Annotated in this window: 15 protein-coding genes; 4 read left to right on the forward strand and 11 right to left on the reverse strand. The window is 71.1% G+C overall.

The window, feature by feature from the left end:
• Positions 1–12: 12 nt before the first annotated feature.
• Genes ACZ4SV_RS22015 through ACZ4SV_RS22025 form a run of 3 tightly spaced genes read right to left on the reverse strand, consistent with a single transcriptional unit; the run spans position 13 to position 4,493 of the window.
• Positions 13–825, reverse strand: coding sequence for an HAD family hydrolase (locus tag ACZ4SV_RS22015; RefSeq protein WP_468006079.1), 813 nt, complete (start codon positions 823–825; stop codon positions 13–15).
• The gene (locus tag ACZ4SV_RS22020; RefSeq protein ID WP_468006080.1) at positions 825–3,299 is read right to left on the reverse strand and encodes a phosphoribosyltransferase; all 2,475 of its coding nucleotides are present in this window, start codon (positions 3,297–3,299) and stop codon (positions 825–827) included. Before ACZ4SV_RS22020 ends, ACZ4SV_RS22015 begins: the two co-directional genes overlap by 1 nt.
• Before the next feature lie 27 nt (positions 3,300–3,326).
• A complete protein-coding gene (locus tag ACZ4SV_RS22025) occupies positions 3,327–4,493 on the reverse strand; it encodes an HpcH/HpaI aldolase/citrate lyase family protein (RefSeq protein ID WP_468006081.1) in 1,167 nt (388 codons plus the stop codon).
• Positions 4,494–4,667: 174 nt separating this feature from the next.
• Here ACZ4SV_RS22025 and ACZ4SV_RS22030 point away from each other — a divergent pair, with 174 nt between their 5' ends.
• Positions 4,668–5,408: a TerD family protein gene (locus ACZ4SV_RS22030; protein ID WP_468006082.1), complete on the forward strand. Its 741-nt coding sequence runs from the start codon at positions 4,668–4,670 to the stop codon at positions 5,406–5,408.
• Positions 5,409–5,453: 45 nt separating this feature from the next.
• Here ACZ4SV_RS22030 and ACZ4SV_RS22035 read toward each other — a convergent pair whose 3' ends face one another.
• The 6 genes from ACZ4SV_RS22035 to ACZ4SV_RS22060 form a co-directional block, all read right to left on the reverse strand.
• Entirely contained in the window at positions 5,454–6,188 is a 735-nt protein-coding gene (locus tag ACZ4SV_RS22035) for a TerD family protein (protein ID WP_468006083.1), read from the reverse strand.
• Positions 6,189–6,276: 88 nt separating this feature from the next.
• Positions 6,277–7,416 carry a DUF475 domain-containing protein gene (locus tag ACZ4SV_RS22040; protein WP_468006084.1) on the reverse strand — a complete coding sequence of 380 codons (1,140 nt, stop codon included), beginning with the start codon at positions 7,414–7,416 and terminating at the stop codon, positions 6,277–6,279.
• A 72-nt stretch (positions 7,417–7,488) separates the two neighbouring features.
• Positions 7,489–8,067, reverse strand: coding sequence for a TerD family protein (locus tag ACZ4SV_RS22045; RefSeq protein ID WP_397942377.1), 579 nt, complete (start codon positions 8,065–8,067; stop codon positions 7,489–7,491).
• A 99-nt stretch (positions 8,068–8,166) separates the two neighbouring features.
• The gene (locus tag ACZ4SV_RS22050; RefSeq protein ID WP_365878991.1) at positions 8,167–8,742 is read right to left on the reverse strand and encodes a TerD family protein; all 576 of its coding nucleotides are present in this window, start codon (positions 8,740–8,742) and stop codon (positions 8,167–8,169) included.
• 139 nt (positions 8,743–8,881) lie between these two features.
• Positions 8,882–9,340: a peroxiredoxin gene (locus ACZ4SV_RS22055; protein ID WP_468006085.1), complete on the reverse strand. Its 459-nt coding sequence runs from the start codon at positions 9,338–9,340 to the stop codon at positions 8,882–8,884.
• A gap of 146 nt (positions 9,341–9,486) precedes the next feature.
• The gene (locus ACZ4SV_RS22060) at positions 9,487–9,924 is read right to left on the reverse strand and encodes a DUF3052 domain-containing protein (protein WP_365879476.1); all 438 of its coding nucleotides are present in this window, start codon (positions 9,922–9,924) and stop codon (positions 9,487–9,489) included.
• Between the two features lie 408 nt (positions 9,925–10,332).
• Between ACZ4SV_RS22060 and aceE the strand changes: the two genes are divergently transcribed.
• Positions 10,333–13,080: a pyruvate dehydrogenase (acetyl-transferring), homodimeric type gene (aceE, locus tag ACZ4SV_RS22065; RefSeq protein ID WP_468006086.1), complete on the forward strand. Its 2,748-nt coding sequence runs from the start codon at positions 10,333–10,335 to the stop codon at positions 13,078–13,080.
• Between the two features lie 115 nt (positions 13,081–13,195).
• Complete coding sequence (locus ACZ4SV_RS22070) at positions 13,196–13,939, forward strand: potassium channel family protein (protein WP_468006087.1); 744 nt, start codon at positions 13,196–13,198, stop codon at positions 13,937–13,939.
• A 145-nt stretch (positions 13,940–14,084) separates the two neighbouring features.
• Here ACZ4SV_RS22070 and ACZ4SV_RS22075 read toward each other — a convergent pair whose 3' ends face one another.
• Both ACZ4SV_RS22075 and ACZ4SV_RS22080 read right to left on the reverse strand, forming a co-directional pair.
• Positions 14,085–14,390, reverse strand: coding sequence for a small hydrophobic protein (locus ACZ4SV_RS22075; protein ID WP_365879470.1), 306 nt, complete (start codon positions 14,388–14,390; stop codon positions 14,085–14,087).
• A 247-nt stretch (positions 14,391–14,637) separates the two neighbouring features.
• Positions 14,638–16,257, reverse strand: a complete 1,620-nt coding sequence (locus tag ACZ4SV_RS22080; RefSeq protein WP_468006088.1) for an MFS transporter — start codon at positions 16,255–16,257, stop codon at positions 14,638–14,640.
• Between the two features lie 84 nt (positions 16,258–16,341).
• Here ACZ4SV_RS22080 and ACZ4SV_RS22085 point away from each other — a divergent pair, with 84 nt between their 5' ends.
• Complete coding sequence (locus ACZ4SV_RS22085; protein WP_397942371.1) at positions 16,342–16,968, forward strand: TetR family transcriptional regulator; 627 nt, start codon at positions 16,342–16,344, stop codon at positions 16,966–16,968.
• The last annotated feature ends 90 nt before the right edge of the window (positions 16,969–17,058 follow it).

Here is a 17,058-nt window from a genome sequence, read left to right on the forward strand (position 1 = left end):
GGCCGCGCCCCGTCAGGCCGGCTGCCGGGCCGCTGTCAGGAACTCCCGCAGGATCCGCTCCCCTGCCGCCACGCCCCGTTCGGGCAGGGCGCTGACCTGGGGCGCGGTCCAGCCGCTGTCGGCGAGTTCGCCGTGGCCCGGGCGCCAGGCGCGGTCGGCGGCCAGCAGCAGGTCGGTGTCGAGCAGGGAGTCCCCGGCGGCCAGCGTCGGTTCCGCGCCGGTGCGCCGGGCGACCTCGCGGACGGCCGCGCCCTTGGTGAGCGGCTTCGGCACCGCGTAGATCTTGCGGCCCTGGAGGGACACCGTCCAGCCCCGGCCGTCCGCCCACGCCGCCAGCTCCTCCACCCAGTCCGCGGGGAGCAGTTCGCGCTCCACCACCAGATAGGCGAACAGGTCCTCGGCGGCCCGGTGCTTGCGCACCCACACCGGGTCGGCGGAGCGCAGCAGGTGCTCCCGGACCTCCGCCAGCGGCGCGCACTCGCCGGCGAGCCGGGCCAGCACCCGCGCGTGCCAGCCGGCGTCGGTGACGCCGTCGACCAGCAGGTGCCCGCCGTTGGCGCAGATCGCGTACTTCGGCGGCGGTCCGGGCAGGCTGATGCGCTGGTACTGGGCGCGGGTGCGGGTGGTGGCCGGCACGAAGACGGCCGCGTCCCCGAGGTCGGCCAGAAGCCCGGCCGCGGTCTCCGTCATGAAGGACAGCGGCCTGGCCTCGTGCACCTCCACGCACAGCAGCCGGGGCGCCCGCGCGTCCGGCATGGTCAGCGCGAGGGCCGCCGAGGAGTAGATCAGCGTACGGTCGAGGTCGCTCGCCACCAGCACCGGCATCAGACGGTCACCGCCCTGCCGTCGGCGCCGGTGGCGCCCCGCGTGTACCGGGGGTGGATCAGCCCGACACAGGAGTACGGCAGTTCGCCGGTCTCCTCCACCGGCACCCCGCGCTGCGCGGCGAGCAGCCGCACATGGTCCAGGTCGGCGCCCGCGCCCGCCCGGGCGAGGATCTTCCACGGCACCCGGCGCAGCAGCACCCGGGTGGTCTCGCCGACGCCCGGCTTGACGAGGTTCACGTCGTGGATGCCGTACTCCTCGCTGATCCGCTCGACCGCGCACCAGCCCGCCCAGGTCGGGGTGCGGTCCGCCGCCAGGAGTTCCCTGGCCGCCTCGTCGACGGCGCCGGCGACCTCCGGGAAGCGGGCGGAGACGGCGTCGAGGAAGGCCGCGGAGAGGTCGGCGCCGGCCAGTTCGCGGTAGAACTTCGCGCCGTGGTAGTCGTGCGGGCCGACCAGGTCGGCGCGCAGGACCGTGCGCGAGACCAGCCCGGACACGGTGGAGTTGAGGCAGGCGGAGGGGATGAGGAAGTCCTCGCGGGTGCCGTAGGTGCGCACGCAGGAGCCGGGGTCGGCGAGGACGGCGATCTCCGGGTCGAAGCCGGTGACGCCCTCCTGCTCCTGGAACCGCGCTATCGCCTCGGCCAGTTCGCGGGTGATGGCGCCCTTGCCGGTCCAGCCGTCGACGAAGACGACGTCCCGCGGGTCGTGGTGGGCGGCGAGCCAGCGCAGCGCGTTGGCGTCGATGCCCCGGCCGCGCACGATCGACACGGCGTAGTGCGGCAGGTCCAGACCGTGCCGGAACCCGGCCCAGCGGCGCATCAGGATGCCGACCGGGGTGCCCGCGCGGGCCAGGGAGACCAGCACCGGGCGCGGCGACCGCTCGGCGAGCACCGTCTCGGTGACCGCGCCGACCGCCCGCGCGATCCGGGCCGCCGACGTCTCCAGGGCGGCGTGGAACAGCTCCTGGTACTGCTCGCTGGGCTGGTACTCCACCGGCAGCGACTCGGCGTAGTGCGCGCCGCCGCTCTGCACGGCCTCCTCGCGCTCCTCGGTCGGCGCCTCCAGGGCGACCGCGGAGAGGTCCTGGAGCAGCCAGCCGACCTCCTGGGGCGCGTAGGAGGAGAACGCGGGGCCGCGCAGGGGCTCGGGCAGCATGGCCGGCCTTTCACCAGGGTGCGGGACGTACGACGGTACGACCGCGAGCAGGACGTGCGGGACGTGCGCGGCGAGGCGGTCCAGCAGGCCGCCGGGCGCGCGCAGGGCGGGCGTGTCGGCGACGGAGTCGACCACGGCGACGACGGCGTCGAAGCCGCCGCCGGCCACGTTGTACGCGTAGCGCTCGCCGGGGCCGTCCGCCGGGTCGTCGTGGGCCGGGAAGACCAGGCGGGTGCGGATCGCGTAGCCGGGGTCGTCCACGGCGAGGACGGGCGAGCGGGTGGTGGTGGAGAAGCGCACCTCGGCGTCCGTGGCCCGCTCCAGCTCACGGGCGAGCCGCAGCGGCGCGTACATCAGCTCCTCGGAGCCGAGCACGAGCACGCGGCGCGCCCCGGCGGGCAGGGCGGCGCGGATCCGGCCGGCCATGGCGGGCAGCGCCGCGTCGAGCCGGGCCCGGTGGGCGGGGGTGAAGCCGTGCCGGCCGCCGTCGGGGAGACCGGCGGGCCAGCCGAGGCCGACCTCGGTGACACGGCCCGGCCGCGGCGCCGCGGTGTCGGCGGGAGGCACCGCGGCGGCGGACCCGCCCGGAGCGGACCCGGTGCCCTCGTGGCGGGCCACCAGCTCCCGGCCCTTGTCCAGCACGCCGTCCGGCAGGAGCACCGTCCCGGACGCCGTGGCGACCAGGTCCACCCGTGTGCCGGTCTCCTCGGCGAACCGGTCCAGGCGGGCGGCGTCCCCGGCGGCGCGCAGGTCGACCAGCGCCACCACCACGTACCGGCGGCGCGGATACCGGCCGTGCAGGTCGCGGAGGGTGTTCAGCACGGTGTTGCCGGTGGAGAACTCGTCGTCCACCAGCACCAGCGGACCCGGGCCGGACAGCAGCCCGGGGTCCTCCGGGAGCAGCAGGTGCGACGTGGCGTGGGAGTGCGACTCCTCGAACCCGCCCGCCCGGGCGACCCCGGCCACCGGCCGCCGCGTGGAGTGCAGGTACGGCACCGCGCCGAGCCCGTCGGCGACGGCGTGCCCGAGTCCCGTCGCGGTCTCCGCGTACCCGAGGACGACCGCGCCCTGTGCCTCGTCGCCGAGCAGCGCGGCGACCCGCCGGCCCAGCCGGACACCATGGTCGTAGACCACGGCCGGCGACTGCGGGACGTGCTTGCCGAGGACGTTCGAGACCAGCAGGTGGGCCCGCTTGGGGTTGCGGCGCAGGGCGAGCCCGACCAGGGCGCGCAGCTCCTCGTCGCCCGCGAGCCCGATCCCGAGCCGCTCGGCGACCCAGGTGCCGGACCAGACCTCGTCGTTGACTGCGTTGTTCATGCGTTCCTTGGAAGAGGTGCGGACGGTTCAGCCGGGTATGCCGGCGGCGAGCAGTTCCACGAAGCCGACGTCCTCGTGCGCGACGCCGAAGACCTCGGCGCGCAGCAGGGTCCGCTCGGCCCAGGCGCGGTGCGGCTTCACCTCGTTCATCTTGTTCGTGTAGGCCGACCGGAGTACACCCCCGCCGCCGCGTTCCGGCCGCAGGATGTCCTGCGCGTCGCTGAACTCCTCGTGGCTGACCACGGAGAGCGCGTGCACGGGCAGCACGTGGGAGGGGTGGATGCAGGTCTTGCCGAGCAGGCCGTTGGCCTGGTCGAGGGTGATCTCCCGGAGCAGCCCGTCCATGGCGTGCGCGATGAGCTTCTGCCGCAGTTCGGCGGCCTGCACCTGGAGGAAGGGGCTCTGCCTGAGCTGCGGCTTGAACATGCGTTCGGAGGCGCGGAAGTACTCCCAGACCGGGCCCGTGACCGTGAAGCCGGTGCCGTCGGCGCGGCCCAGCATGTTCACCACGTCGGCGATCACGGAGGCGACCACCTGGACGTCGTAGGCGGTCATGTCGGGGGCGCGGCGCAGGCCGTAGGAGGAGCAGAAGTCGGTGACGCCGAGGCGGAGCGCGAGGACCCGGTCGCGGTACTTGTCCACCGCGCGGAAGATGCCTTCCAGGGTCTCCACGCGTGACTCGCGGTAGAGCAGCTCGGGGGACTCCAGCACCGGCATGGCGTACAGCCGCCGGCCGCAGGACCGCTCGGCCCCGGCCAGCGCCTCCAGGAACGGCATGCCGCGTTCCCCGGTGAACTTGGGCAGCACGAACCCGGACAGCAGGCGCGCGGCCGGGCCGAGGCGGTGCACCAGGTCGGGTATCTGCTCGGGGGTGCGCACCCGGATGAACAGCAGCGGCGGCTCCACTGCGGGCCGGGCGGCGAGGTCGGCGAACTGCCGGACGAGGTTCTCCTCCCCCGCCGCGACGTCCGCGTCCCCGATCGAGTCCTCCAGGCACAGCACCATCGAGACCACGCCGTTGCCCGCCTGTCTGACGATGTCGTCGGCGAGCCGCGGCCGGGTGGCCGGGCTGTACAGCGTGGCGCCCAGGGCCGCGGAGAGCAGCCGGGCCGGGGAGTCGGCGGTGAACGCGCACGGCTCCTGATGGAAGAGGCGCTGCCGCACCCCGGGGGCGATGTGCCCGAAATGACGCATAGGACTCCCTTGCGGTACGAGCCAAGCCTTTGGATTCGGTAAAGGGTGGCCGGTAATAGTACGTAGGGACCCGTGTCGAGGGTTCCCCGTGGGCGTGAATTCCCGGTAACCCGCCCATGTCGGCGGCACCGCACCGCGTTGTCGTGAGCAGGACCGAGAGGGCAGGATGGCCGCATGACGCACGCCATGCTGAAGGGGTCGAACGTCCCGCTGGAGGCCACCACGGTACGCGCCGTGCTGCGCTGGACACCCGGGCGGTCGGTCCCGGACGTGGACGTGTCGGCGCTGCTGCTGGGCCCCGACGGCCGGGTGCGCTCCGACGAGGACTTCGTCTTCTACAACCAGCCCCGCCATCCTTCCGGAACGGTGTGGCGGCTGGGCAAGAAACAGGTCGCCGAAGGGCTCACCGACACGATCCGGACAGACCTCTCCGGTGTCGAGCCGGGCGTCTCCCGCATCGTGCTGGTCGCCTCCGCGGACGGGGTCGCCTTCGACCGGGTGCCGGCGCTGTGCGTCCTGCTGTACGACGCCTCGGTCGCCGGCGGGGAGCCGCTGGCCCGGTTCGAGATCACCCCGGAGACCGGCGCGGAGACGGCGCTGATCTGCGGCGAGCTGTACCGGCGCGGCGAGGGCTGGAAGTTCCGGGCGCTGGGCGAGGGCTACTCCAACGGGCTGGAGGGGCTGGCCACGGACTTCGGCATCTCGGTGGACGAGCCGGACGAGGCGGAGGAGGAGCGGCCCGCGTTCGACCCGGCGCCGGCCCAGCCGCTGCCGCCGGAGCAGCCGACGGCCGCCGTGCCGGCGCAGCCGCCCGCCTACGGCTACCCGCAGCCCATGCAGCCGCCGCTCCCGCCCGGACCGGACGGCTACTTCCGGCTGCCGCCGCAGGGCCCGCAGTTCCTCGCCCGCCGGTAGTCCGGCCAGGGCGGGCGCGGGCGGCTTCGCGGTCCCTGCGGGCCGTTACCGGTCCGCCTTGGCCTTGTAGCCCCGGCCCCACTGCAGGCCCCAGCCGTAGAGGCGGTCCAGTTCGCCCTGGAAGCCGTAGACGAACTTGACCTCGCGGCGGACCAGCAGTTCGTCCTTGACGTTCTCGATCAGCACCACCGCGCAGGAGCGGGCCTGCGGGTGGCGTTCGTCCAGGGCGATCTCTATGCGCGGGCCGTTGCCGGGGTAGAGGGTGACGACGGCGTGGGTGCGGTCGAAGGCGGGCGTCTGGTCGTAGATGTAGACGAAGACCAGCAGCCGCTTCAGGGCTTCCCGGTGGTCGAGGTTCACGTACATCGTCTCGCCGGACCCCGAGCCGAACCGGTCGTCGCCGTCGAGTTTGATGTACGGCGGCGCGTTGACGTCGCCGAGGTAGCCGCCCAGCGGCTGGACGACGCCCTTGGTGCCGTCGGCCAGCTCGTACAGACAGCCGAGGTCGAGGTCGACGTTGACCATGCTCTGGCCGTGGCCGAGGATCTCCGGCGGCTTCAGCGCCCGCAGCGGATGCCGCAGCAGGCCCGGCCGCCGGGCGCCGAAGTCGGAGGTCCGCATCCGCCAGGAGAGGTTGACCCGCAGGTGGCCGGTGGCCGCGCCCTGCTTGGTGAGCGACACCGTCGGGTGCCGCCTGGTCAGCTCGATGGCGTTGCTGGACGCGTTGCCCGAGTCGAAGTCGGCGGCGCGGCCGCCCCGCAGTCCGTCGAAGAAACCCATTCCCGCCCCCAGGTACTGATCGTGACGCCGGCGGGGCGGCCGACCGCGTCGGCCGCCCCGCTCAGAGCGTTCCTCACCGGCCGCGCCGTCACACCCCGGAGGAGACCTCGGTCTTCTCGCCGGTTCCCTCGCCCGCCGCGGCCAGCGCGTGGTTGCGGCGGACCGAGGAGAAGAAGGACCAGGCGATCAGGACCACACCGATGAGACCGGTGATGATCTCGTGGATCTCGTACTGGATGGTGATCATGAGGACCACGGCGAGCGCGCCGATCGCGTAGTGGGCGCCGTGCTCCAGGTAGACGTAGTCGTCCAGGGTGCCCTGGCGGACGAGGTAGACCGTCAGCGAACGGACGTACATCGCGCCGATGCCGAGGCCGAGGGCCATCAGGACGATGTCGTTGGTGACGGCGAAGGCGCCGATCACGCCGTCGAAGGAGAAGGACGCGTCCAGGACCTCCAGGTAGAGGAACATGAAGAAGGCGGCCTGGCCGGCCAGGACGACCGCGGGCTTCCGCTTGCCGCTGCGGCCGGCCTCTTCCTCCTCCTCGTGCTCGCGCTCCTCCTCTTCCTCCAGCTTGTCCTCGAAGTAGCCGGACAGGCCGCCGACGACCATGTAGGTGATCAGACCGGCGATGCCGGCGATCAGGACGGTCTGTGCCTTGTCCGCATGGACGCCGCCGTGCTGGTGGGCGTGGGTGGCGAAGGTGAAGGCAGTGATCAGCAGGACGACCAGGGCGATGCAGACCGACAGCATGTCGACCTTGCCCAGCTTGGCCAGGGGCCGCTCGATCCAGCGCAGCCACTGGATGTCCCGGTCCTCGAAGATGAAGTCGAGGAAGATCATCAGCAGGAACATGCCACCGAAGGCGGCGATCGCCGGGTGGGCGTCGGTGACGAGCTGCTGGTAGCGGTCCTTGTTGTTCAGCGCCAGGTCGACCGCTTCGATCGGGCCCATCTTGGCGCTGATCGCGACGATGACGACGGGGAAGACCAGCCGCATGCCGAACACGGCGATCAGCACGCCGACCGTGAGGAAGATCTTCTGCCAGAAGGGGCTCATCTTCTTCAGGATCCCGGCGTTGACCACCGCGTTGTCGAAGGACAGCGAGATCTCCAGGATGGCCAGGATCGCCACGACGCCGAAGGCGGTCCACCCCCCGTAGAACACCGCCGCCACCAGACCGAGCGCGGTGACCGCGAACGACCAGCCGAAGGTTTTCAGAAGCACTGGCTACCCCATCATCTGTTGCGGGGTCCCTCCCCGATCTGGGGGAGGGTCTCCCCCGTGCCGTACGCGGCTTTACGAAACGTTGACTCCGAAGTCTAGAGCGATGCCCCGCAGACCCGACGCGTACCCCTGACCGACCGCACGGAACTTCCACTCCCCCTGGTGCCGGTACAGCTCGCCGAAGATCATCGCGGTCTCGGTGGAGGCGTCCTCGCTGAGGTCGTAGCGCGCCAGTTCCCGGCCGTCGGCCTGGTCGACGACCCGGATGAAGGCGTTGGAGACCTGCCCGAAGGTCTGGCCGCGCTCGTCCGCCATATGGATGGAGACCGGAAAGATGATCTTCTCGCACTGCGGCGGGACCTTGACGAGGTCCACCAGGATCGACTCGTCGTCCCCCTCGCCCTCACCGGTGAGGTTGTCACCGGTGTGCTCCACCGAGCCGTCCGGGCTGGTGAGCTGGTTGTAGAAGACGAACCACTCGTCGCCCAGCACCCGGCTCCCGGCGCCGCACAGCAGGGCGCTGGCGTCCAGGTCGAAGGGGGCGCCGGTGGTCGAGCGCGCGTCCCAGCCGAGCCCGATCATGACGTTGGTGAGGTTCGGTGCCGCCTTGGACAGGGAGACGTTGCCCCCCTTGGCGAGCGTGACACCCATGCTGGTCCTCCCCTGGTGGTGCCTGCCTGGTTCTCCTGCGCGTCCGGCGCCGCCCGTAAACGGTGCGGCGCCGGACACAGGGATGTCGTTCGCTCCGGATCAGACGTTCACGCCGAAGTCCTGCGCGATGCCGCGCAGCCCGGAGGCGTAACCCTGCCCGATGGCGCGGAACTTCCACTCCGCGCCGTTGCGGTACAGCTCGCCGAAGACCATGGCCGTCTCGGTGGAGGCGTCCTCGCTGAGGTCGTAGCGAGCGATCTCCTGGCCGCCGGCCTGGTTCACGACGCGGATGAAGGCGTTGCGGACCTGGCCGAAGGACTGCTGGCGGTTCTCGGCGTCGTAGATCGACACCGGGAACACGATCTTGTCGACGTCGGCCGGGACGCCGGCCAGGTCCACCTTGATCTGCTCGTCGTCGCCCTCGCCCTCACCGGTGATGTTGTCGCCGGTGTGCTCGACCGAGCCGTCGGGGCTCTTGAGGTTGTTGAAGAAGACGAAGTGCTGGTCGCTGATGACCTTGCCGGCGTTGTTCAGCAGCAGCGCGCTGGCGTCGAGGTCGAAGTCCGTGCCGGTCGTGGTGCGCACGTCCCACCCCAGACCGACGATGACCGCGGTCAGGCCCGGGGCCTCCTTCGTCAGCGATACGTTGCCGCCCTTGCTGAGGCTGACTCCCACGGGTCCTCCATGTGGTGTCCAGGGGCGGGAAGCCCCGTCGTGCTTCGGATATGGGATCAACGTGCCGATCCTAGTGACGGGTTCCCGCGCCCGCAGACCTTGGACCCGGAGAATCGCAGGTGTCGGGCGGGCGGCCCGTTCACAGGGAGTCGAGCGCCTTCACGTACTCGTTCAGGTCACGGGCGTCCGGCAGGCCGTTGACCACGGTCCACCGCACGACGCCCTCCTTGTTGATGACGAAGGTGCCCCGGACGGCGCAGCCCTTGTCCTCGTCGAAGACGCCGTACGCGCGCGAGACCTCGCCGTGCGGCCAGAAATCGCTCAGCAGCGGGTACTCCAGGCCCTCCTGCTCGGCGAAGACGCGCAGGGTGTGGATGGAGTCGTTGGAGACGGCGAGGAGCTGGGTGTCGCGGTCGGCGAACTTCGGCAGGTTGTCGCGCAGCTCGCACAGCTCGCCGGTGCACACGCCCGTGAAGGCGAAGGGGTAGAAGAGCAGGACCACATTCTTCTCGCCGCGGAAGCCGGAGAGCCTCACGGTGCGGCCGTGGTTGTCCTTGAGCTCGAAGTCGGGTGCCTTGTCGCCGACCTGGATCGCCATCGTCGTGCATCCCTTCGGTGGGCTGTTCGGGTGAGCGGGAAGCGCGCGGTACGCGCTCGGGTCCACCCTACGCAGCGGTCACCGGGGGCATGACGGCGGCCGGGCCGGGGCCATCCGGCCCCGGCCCGGCCGTCACCTGTGCGGGGTCACTTCTTGGACTTGGCGGCCTTGGGCGTCACCAGCCGGGAGCCACTCCAGTCCTTGCCCACGCTGACGCTCTTCGTCGCCGTCAGGCCGGCCGTCGTGGCGGCGTCCTGGATGTCGCTCGGCTCGACGTACCCCGGACGGCCGGTCTTCGGCGTGAGGAGCAGGATGGTGCCGCCCTCTTCGATGTACGTGGTGGCATCCACCAGCGCATCCGTCAGGTCGCCGTCGTCGTCACGGAACCACAGCACGACGGCGTCGGCCACGTCGTCGTAGTCCTCGTCCATCAGGTCGCCCTGGATGGCTTCCTCGATGGTGTCGCGGAGCTCCTGATCGACGTCGTCGTCGTAGCCGATCTCCTGGACCACCTGCCCGGGCTGGAACCCCAGCCTGGCGGCAGGGTTCGTCCGCTCCTCCGCGTGGTCCGCGGTCGCGCTCACGGGTTGCCTCCTGATCATGTCTTGGTAAGTATCTCAGCCACGCGCGTGCGCGAAGCATTGGCCGTAGTCCACACGGGCGGGGCGGATCGCGCAAGTACCCGGCCGCCGGGACCGCCGAAACGGTGACGATCCCGGCGCTGCCGCCGCAACTCCTGGCACCGTATCTCGCTTTCACGAGACCCACATCACACGGATGTGCCCGGTTTGCCCCGGTCGGAATCATCCACGGTCACGCCGCTCGAACAACTTTGCCAAACACGTCACACCCCGGGCGTATCGTTGCGTTTTGACCGGTCATGCGCCGGTCGGGAGAACAGCGGGGATGACGTACGCCTTCCCCAGGTACACGATGGGGAACGGTGTAAGCAGGTGCAAAAACAACTGGCCCTCTGACAGGTAAGGAACAGCGTGGCTTCCGGATCTGATCGCAATCCGATCATCATTGGCGGCCTTCCGAGTCAGGTTCCTGACTTCGATCCCGAAGAGACCCAGGAGTGGCTCGACTCCCTGGACGCCGCCGTCGACGAGCGCGGCCGGGAGCGGGCCCGCTATCTCATGCTGCGCCTGATCGAGCGGGCCCGCGAGAGGCGCGTGGCCGTGCCCGAGATGCGCAGCACGGACTACGTCAACACGATCCCCACCAAGAGCGAGCCGTTCTTCCCGGGTAACGAGGAGATCGAGCGCAGGATCCTCAACGCGACCCGCTGGAACGCCGCCGTGATGGTCTCGCGGGCCCAGCGCCCGGGCATCGGCGTCGGCGGCCACATCGCCACCTTCGCCTCCTCGGCCTCGCTGTACGACGTCGGCTTCAACCACTTCTTCCGCGGCAAGGACGAGGGCGACGGCGGCGACCAGGTCTTCTTCCAGGGCCACGCCTCCCCGGGCATCTACGCCCGCGCGTATCTGCTCGACCGGCTCACCCAGGAGCAGCTCGACGGCTTCCGCCAGGAGAAGTCGAAGGCCCCGCACGCGCTGTCCAGCTACCCGCACCCGCGCTCGATGCCGGACTTCTGGGAGTTCCCGACGGTCTCCATGGGCCTCGGCCCGCTCGGCGCGATCTACCAGGCGCGGATGAACCGCTATATGGAGGCCCGCGGCATCGCCGACACCTCCCGCTCGCACGTGTGGGCCTTCCTCGGCGACGGCGAGATGGACGAGCCCGAGTCGCTCGGCCAGCTCACCCTGGCCGCCCGCGAGGGCCTGGACAACCTGACCTTCGTGGTCAACTGCAACCTCCAGCGGCTGGACGGCCCGGTGCGCGGCAACGGGAAGATCATCCAGGAGCTGGAGTCGGTCTTCCGGGGCGCCGGCTGGAACGTGATCAAGCTCATCTGGGACCGCACCTGGGACCCGCTGCTCGCGCAGGACCGGGACGGCGTCCTCGTCAACAAGATGAACACGACGCCGGACGGCCAGTTCCAGACCTACGCCACCGAGTCCGGCGCCTACATCCGCGAGCACTTCTTCGGCGAGGACCACCGGCTGCGCGCGATGGTGGAGAACATGACCGACGACCAGATCCTGCATCTGGGCCGCGGCGGTCACGACCACCGCAAGATCTACGCGGCGTTCAAGGCGGCCAAGGAGCACCGGGGCCAGCCGACGGTCATCCTGGCCAAGACGATCAAGGGCTGGACGCTGGGCCCCAACTTCGAGGGCCGCAACGCCACGCACCAGATGAAGAAGCTGACGGTCGACGACCTCAAGCGCTTCCGGGACCGGCTGCACCTGCCGATCTCCGACCGGGAGCTGGAGTCCGGCGTGCCGCCGTACTACCACCCGGGCCCGGCCTCGGAGGAGATCCAGTACATGCACGACCGGCGCAAGGGGCTCGGCGGCTACGTCCCGACCCGCGTCGTCCGCTCCAAGCCGCTCGCCCTGCCGGACGACAAGGCGTACGCGACCGTGAAGAAGGGCACGGGCCAGCAGTCCATCGCGACGACCATGGCCTTTGTGCGCCTGCTGAAGGACCTCATGCGGGACAAGGAGATCGGCAAGCGGTTCGTGCTGATCGCGCCGGACGAGTACCGCACGTTCGGCATGGACTCCTTCTTCCCGAGCGCGAAGATCTACAACCCGCTCGGCCAGCAGTACGAGTCCGTGGACCGGGAGCTGCTCCTGGCCTACAAGGAGTCGCCGACCGGCCAGATGCTGCACGACGGCATCTCCGAGGCGGGCTGTACGGCCTCGCTGATCGCGGCGGGCTCGGCCTACGCCACGCACGGCGAGCCGCTGATCCCGGTGTACGTCTTCTACTCGATGTTCGGTTTCCAGCGCACCGGCGACCAGTTCTGGCAGATGGCCGACCAGCTCGCGCGCGGATTCGTCCTGGGCGCGACCGCCGGCCGTACGACCCTGACCGGTGAGGGTCTGCAGCACGCGGACGGCCACTCCCAGCTCCTGGCGTCCACCAACCCGGCGTGCGTGGCCTACGACCCGGCGTACGCCTACGAGATCGCGCACATCGTGCACGACGGCCTGCGCCGGATGTACGGCAGCTCGCCCGAGCACCCGCACGGCGAGGACGTCTTCTACTACCTCACCGTCTACAACGAGCCCATCCGGCACCCGGCCGAGCCGGCGGACGTGGACGTGGAGGGCATCGTCAAGGGCGTCCACAGGCTGAGCGCGGGCACCGGCGGCGCGATCCCGGCGCAGATCATGGCGTCCGGTGTCGCGGTGCCGTGGGCGCTGGAGGCGCAGCGCATCCTCGCCGAGGAGTGGAACGTCCGGGCGGACGTGTGGTCGGCGACCTCCTGGAACGAGCTGCGCCGCGAGGCCGTGGCGTGCGAGGAGCACAACCTGCTGCACCCGGAGGAGGAGCAGCGGGTGCCGTTCGTGACCCGGAAGCTCAGCGGTGCCGAGGGTCCGTTCGTGGCCGTGTCCGACTGGATGCGGTCGGTCCCGGACCAGATCGCGCGCTGGGTGCCGGGCCCGTACCAGTCCCTCGGCGCCGACGGCTTCGGCTTCGCCGACACCCGGGGCGCCGCGCGCCGCTTCTTCCACATCGACGCCCAGTCGATCGTGGTGGCGGTGCTGACCGAGCTGGCGCGCGAGGGCAAGGTGGACCGGTCCGCGCTGAAGCAGGCCATCGACCGGTACCGGCTGCTGGACGTCTCGGCGGCGGACCCGGGGGCGGCGGGCGGCGACGCGTAACCGCCGGCTCGGCTCCCCCGCGAAAGGGCGGGGGAGCCGGCTGCGCTCCCACAGGCGCGCGGTTCCCGTGCCCCTGTGGGAGCGCGCGCCTTACGCTTTCTTTACGATTGCCGTCATGGAGGAGCTGTCGGCGCAGGCGCGGTGGGAGCGGCACAGCCAGCGGCCGCTGCTGGCACTCGCGGTGGCCTTCGCCGTCGCGTACGCGGTGCCCATCGTGGACGCCTCCGCCGGCCGGTCCCTGACGGACCTGTGCACGGGGGTGGAGTGGGTGGTCTGGGGCGCGTTCGCCCTCGACTACCTGGTCCGGCTGGCGCTCGCGCCGCTGCGCGTCGAGTTCGTCCGGCGGCACTGGCCGGACCTGTGCGCGGTCGTCCTGCCGATGCTCCAGCCGCTGCGGCTGCTGCGGCTGGTCTCGACGCTGATGCTGGTGGGCCGGCGGGCCAGGATGGCCCCGCAGATCCGCCTGACCACGTATGTCGTCGGGTCGGTGATCGGGCTGCTGATGTTCGGCTCGCTCGCGGTGCTCTCCGTGGAGCGGGAGTCGCCGCACGGGAACATCCGGACGCTGGGTGACGCGGTGTGGTGGTCGTTCACCACGATGACGACCGTCGGGTACGGCGATCACGCGCCCACGACCGGGCTCGGCCGGATGATCGCGGTCGGGCTGATGCTGTCCGGGATCGCGCTGCTCGGTGTCGTCACCGCGAACATCGCCGCGTGGTTCATCGCGCGCTTCGAGAAGGACGACGTGGAGGAGCGGCGGCAGACGGAGGCGCTCACCGCGCTGACGGAGGAGGTCCGGCTGCTGCGCGCGGAGGTGGCGCGGCTGACCGCGGACCGGGAGGAGCAGCGGCGCTGAACCCGGCGGTCCGGGCGCGCCCGCCGGCGTGAGGAGAAGAAGGGACGCGGGAAAAGGAAGGGGCGTGGGGAACCGGGTGACCCGGTTCCCCACGCCCGGCGCCGCCTGCGTCGACGGCCAGGACGGCCTCTGGGTCGTGTCCGGCCTAGAGGAGCCCGTTGCCCCAGGTGGCCGCGCCCGCCAGGGCGATGACGGCCAGCAAGGTGTCGATGGCGCCCAGGATCAGGGCCACCAGCGCCGGCACGTTGCGTTCGCCCGCCCAGCTGCGGCCCATCGACTGCCAGCCGCAGAACATCGCGACGGGGCCGAGGACAATCCCCAGCGCGAAGAAGCCCGCCACCGCGCAGACGGCACCGATGATCCCGAGTGTCGCGCGGTCCGGCCCGGTCCGTTGCCACGTCCGGCTACGCGACCGGGGGTATCCGCGTGTTCCGTTTCCGAAGCCTGCCATCATCAACTCCCTGAGGCATATGGACAGTTCGGCTTCACGGTGCGGGTACCCCGGTTCCGTCGGGGCAGACCTGCGCGCGCTGTCCCCCTCCGACAGCGCGCGCCGCGGCCCGGTGGTCCGCCATGCCCTGCGCAGGGCATGACCCACTGTGACCTGCGGCGCGCGCCGGGATCCAGCGATCTTGAGGGGAGTCACCCTGATAGGCGAACTCCGCCGGGAGGGGCCGCCGGTGACGGCCCGCCGCCCGTCAGATGTGGCCCACGCCCGCGCCCGCCTCCGCGTTGACGCCCCGCTTGGTGAGCAGCGCGACCAGGACGGCGACCGCCGCCACGCCCGCCGCCACGAGGGAGGCGAGGCTCATGCCGCTGATGAAGGTGTGGTGGGCCACCTCGGTGATCTTCTCGGCGATCGGCGCCGGGGTGTTCGCGGTCACCGGGGCGACACCCTGCTGGACCGCCTCGGCCGCCTGGTGCAGTTGCTGCTCGGGCAGCTTCGGCAGGCCGGCGTCGGCCCAGTTGCCCGCCAGGGTGTGGTCGACCTTGGAGGCCATCACCGCGCCGAGGACGGCCGTGCCGAGGCTGCCGCCGATCTGCATCGCCGCCTGCTGGAGACCGCCGGCGACCCCGGACAGCTCCATGGGCGCGTTGCCGACGATGACCTCGGTGGCGCCGACCATGACGGGGGCGAGGCCGAGGCCGAGCAGGGCGAACCAGACGGACATCGTGCCGCTGCCGGTGCCCTCCTTCAGCGTGGACATGCCGTACATGGCGATCGCGGTGACGGCCATGCCGCTCGCCAGCGGGATGCGCGGGCCCAGCTTGGTGATCACCGCGCCGGCCAGCGGGGAGCCCACGATCATCATGCCGGTCAGCGGCAGCAGGTGCAGGCCGGCGTCGATCGGGCTCATGCCGTGGACGTTCTGGAGGTAGAAGGTGACGAAGAACAGGCCGCCCATGAACGCGATGGCCATGAGCACCATCAGGACGACACCCGCGGACAGGGCCACCGAGCGGAACAGCGCCAGCGGGATCAGCGGTTCGCGGACCTTCGTCTCCCAGAAGGAGAAGAGCGCGAAGCCGACGACCGAGGCGATGATGAACAGCCACGTCTTGCCGTCGCCCCAGCCCCACGCGGGCGCCTTGATGAGGGCCCAGACCAGGCAGAACATCGCGCCCGAGAGCAGGGCGATGCCGAGCACGTCGAAGGAGCGCGGGGCGTTCGCGGCGCGGTGGTCGAGCAGGATCAGCGAGCCGAGCAGCAGGGCGAGCGCGCCGACCGGCACGTTGATGAAGAACACCGACTGCCAGTTGACGTGCTCGACGAGGACGCCGCCGAGGATCGGACCGCCCGCGGTGGACGCGCCGATCACCATGCCCCAGATGCCGATCGCCATGTTCAGCTTCTCGGCCGGGAAGGTGGCCCGCAGCAGCCCGAGCGCGGCCGGCATCAGCAGCGCGCCGAACAGACCCTGGAGCACGCGGAAGGCGACGACCGCGGCGATGCTGTCGGACAGGCCGATGGCGCCGGAGGCGGCGGCGAAGCCGGTGACGCCGATCAGGAAGGTCTGCCGGTGGCCGAAGCGGTCGCCCAGCTTGCCCGCGGTGATCAGGGACACGGCGAGGGCCAGGAAGTAGGCGTTGGTGATCCACTGGAGCTGGGCCCAGCTTGCGTGCAGGTCCTTGCCGATGGCCGGGTTGGCGATGGCCACGATGGTGCCGTCCAGGGCCACCATCATGACGCCCACGGCGACGGTGACGAGGGTGAGCCACGGGTGGCCGCGCAGGCCCGGGGCCGGCCGCGGCCCCGACGGTTCCGCCGACGCCTTGCCCTCCGGCCCCGTCGCATTGACGGTGGTCTGACTAGTCATACACTCAGGTTAATGACAGCCACTGACAGTTGACAAACGGATTCAGAAGTCGGTGACTGACACGAAAGCGGCGGGAGAGAGGCCATGGAGACGCTGCGCGAGCGCAAGAAGCGGCGTACACGGGAATCGCTGCTGCGGGCCGCTCTCGAACTGTTCACCACCCAGGGGTACGAGCGGACGACCATCGACGAGATAGCCGAGGCCGTCGACGTCTCGCAGCGCACCTTCTTCCGTTACTTCGCCGGCAAGGAGGACGCGGCCTTCGCGGTGCAGGAGATGACGGAGGCGGCCTTCGTGGCGGCCGTCCGCGGGCGCCCGCCGCACGAGACGCCGATGGAGGCCCTGCGGCAGGCGTTCCTGGAGAGCTTCGACGCGATCCGCGACACGGTCGAGGAGGTCGTGCCGGTCGGACTGCACCTGCGCATGTGCCGGACGGTCGAGGCCACGCCCGCGCTGCTCGCCGCCCATCTGCGCCGGTCCGCGGCGACGGAGGAGACCATCGCGCGGCTGCTGGCCGAGCGGGAGGGCGTGGACGTGGACACCGATCCGCGGCCCCGGCTGGCGGTGGCCGTGTTCGGCGGGGTGCTGCGGGTCAGCGAGCGGCAGTGGTGCCTGAGCGAGGAGTTCAGCCTGGAATCGATCCGGGCGCTCAGCGCGTCGTACCTCGATCAGGTGGGTTCGGCGCTCACGGGGAACTGGCGGGCCGTCTGAGATCGTTGGCAGACCGCCGACAACCGCACGCGGCCGTCGAAACCGTGATCCCTGTCACTCCGTTACCCCGCGACCCGCTCGTTCTCCTAG

Source organism: Streptomyces sp. NPDC027672 (assembly GCF_055566335.1).

What these genes read in the sequence shown, in the direction of transcription:
- ACZ4SV_RS22085 (WP_397942371.1), top strand. Translation starts at nt 16,342, where the DNA reads ATGGAGACGCTGCGCGAGCGCAAGAAGCGGCGTACACGGGAATCGCTG.
- ACZ4SV_RS22030 (WP_468006082.1), top strand. Translation starts at nt 4,668, where the DNA reads ATGACGCACGCCATGCTGAAGGGGTCGAACGTCCCGCTGGAGGCCACC.
- ACZ4SV_RS22075 (WP_365879470.1), bottom strand. Translation starts at nt 14,390, where the DNA reads ATGGCAGGCTTCGGAAACGGAACACGCGGATACCCCCGGTCGCGTAGC.
- ACZ4SV_RS22055 (WP_468006085.1), bottom strand. Translation starts at nt 9,340, where the DNA reads ATGGCGATCCAGGTCGGCGACAAGGCACCCGACTTCGAGCTCAAGGAC.
- ACZ4SV_RS22035 (WP_468006083.1), bottom strand. Translation starts at nt 6,188, where the DNA reads ATGGGTTTCTTCGACGGACTGCGGGGCGGCCGCGCCGCCGACTTCGAC.
- ACZ4SV_RS22080 (WP_468006088.1), bottom strand. Translation starts at nt 16,257, where the DNA reads ATGACTAGTCAGACCACCGTCAATGCGACGGGGCCGGAGGGCAAGGCG.
- ACZ4SV_RS22015 (WP_468006079.1), bottom strand. Translation starts at nt 825, where the DNA reads ATGCCGGTGCTGGTGGCGAGCGACCTCGACCGTACGCTGATCTACTCC.
- ACZ4SV_RS22045 (WP_397942377.1), bottom strand. Translation starts at nt 8,067, where the DNA reads ATGGGTGTCACGCTCGCCAAGGGGGGCAACGTCTCCCTGTCCAAGGCG.
- ACZ4SV_RS22020 (WP_468006080.1), bottom strand. Translation starts at nt 3,299, where the DNA reads ATGAACAACGCAGTCAACGACGAGGTCTGGTCCGGCACCTGGGTCGCC.
- ACZ4SV_RS22070 (WP_468006087.1), top strand. Translation starts at nt 13,196, where the DNA reads ATGGAGGAGCTGTCGGCGCAGGCGCGGTGGGAGCGGCACAGCCAGCGG.
- ACZ4SV_RS22025 (WP_468006081.1), bottom strand. Translation starts at nt 4,493, where the DNA reads ATGCGTCATTTCGGGCACATCGCCCCCGGGGTGCGGCAGCGCCTCTTC.